1 protein-coding gene is annotated in these 992 nt (G+C 46.7%); it reads left to right on the top strand.

Annotated elements, in window-relative coordinates; translation table 11 throughout:
- Positions 1–992 (top strand): MBG domain-containing protein (locus WG906_RS19320; protein WP_339994536.1); only part of this gene is annotated, 992 nt, incomplete at both ends.

The following is a 992-nucleotide window of genomic DNA, read 5'->3' as shown; positions in this document are numbered from 1 at the left end:
AACCAATGCTGGTTCCTACGCTGTTGTAGCTTCTTTGAATAATGCTAATTACGTTGCCGATGATGCCACAGGTAACCTTGTGATCGGCAAGGCGACTGCAAGCCTATCTTTAGCGAGTTTAAGCCAAACTTATGATGGTACAACAAGATCAGCAACAGCGACTACAACTCCTGCCGGTTTAGCAGGTGTAAGCTTTACATATGATGGTTCGCCCACTGCTCCAACCAATGCCGGTTCCTACGCGGTGGTCGCTTCTCTAACCAATGCTAACTACGTTGCCGATAATGCCACAGGCAATCTTGTGATTGACAAGGCTTCGGCTAGCATATCTTTAGCCAGCTTAAGCCAAACTTATGATGGTACTGCAAGGTCCGCAAGTGCTACAACTATTCCTTCTGGTTTAACAGGAATAAGCTTTACCTACGATGGTTCGCCTACCGCTCCAATAAATGCTGGTTCCTATGCAGTGGTAGCTTCTCTTAGCAACGCTAATTACGCAGCCGATAATGCCACAGGTAACCTGGTGATCGGAAAAGCTTCGGCTAGCATATCATTAGCCAGCTTAAGCCAAACTTATAATGGTACTGCTAGATCCGCTACAGCAACAACTAATCCTGCTGGTTTAGCAGGTGTAAGCTTTACATATGATGGTTCGCCTACGGCTCCAACTAACGCTGGTTCATACGCTGTTGTAGCTTCTCTTACCAATGCTAACTACGTTGCCGATAATGCCACAGGCAATCTTGTGATTGGCAAGGCTTCGGCTAGCCTATCTTTAGCGAGTTTAAGCCAAACTTATGATGGTACAACAAGATCAGCAACAGCGACTACAACTCCTGCCGGTTTAACAGGTATAAGCTTTTCTTATGATGGTTCGCCCACTGCTCCAACCAATGCTGGTTCCTACGCTGTTGTAGCCTCTCTGACTAATGCTAATTACGCAGCCGATAATGCCACAGGCAATCTTGTGATTGGCAAGGCTTCGGCTAGCC

This window comes from Pedobacter superstes, from assembly GCF_037622515.1.
In the GTDB taxonomy this organism is placed as follows: Bacteria; Bacteroidota; Bacteroidia; order Sphingobacteriales; family Sphingobacteriaceae; genus Paradesertivirga; species Paradesertivirga superstes.
This window is presented reverse-complemented; position numbering and strand designations above follow the sequence as displayed.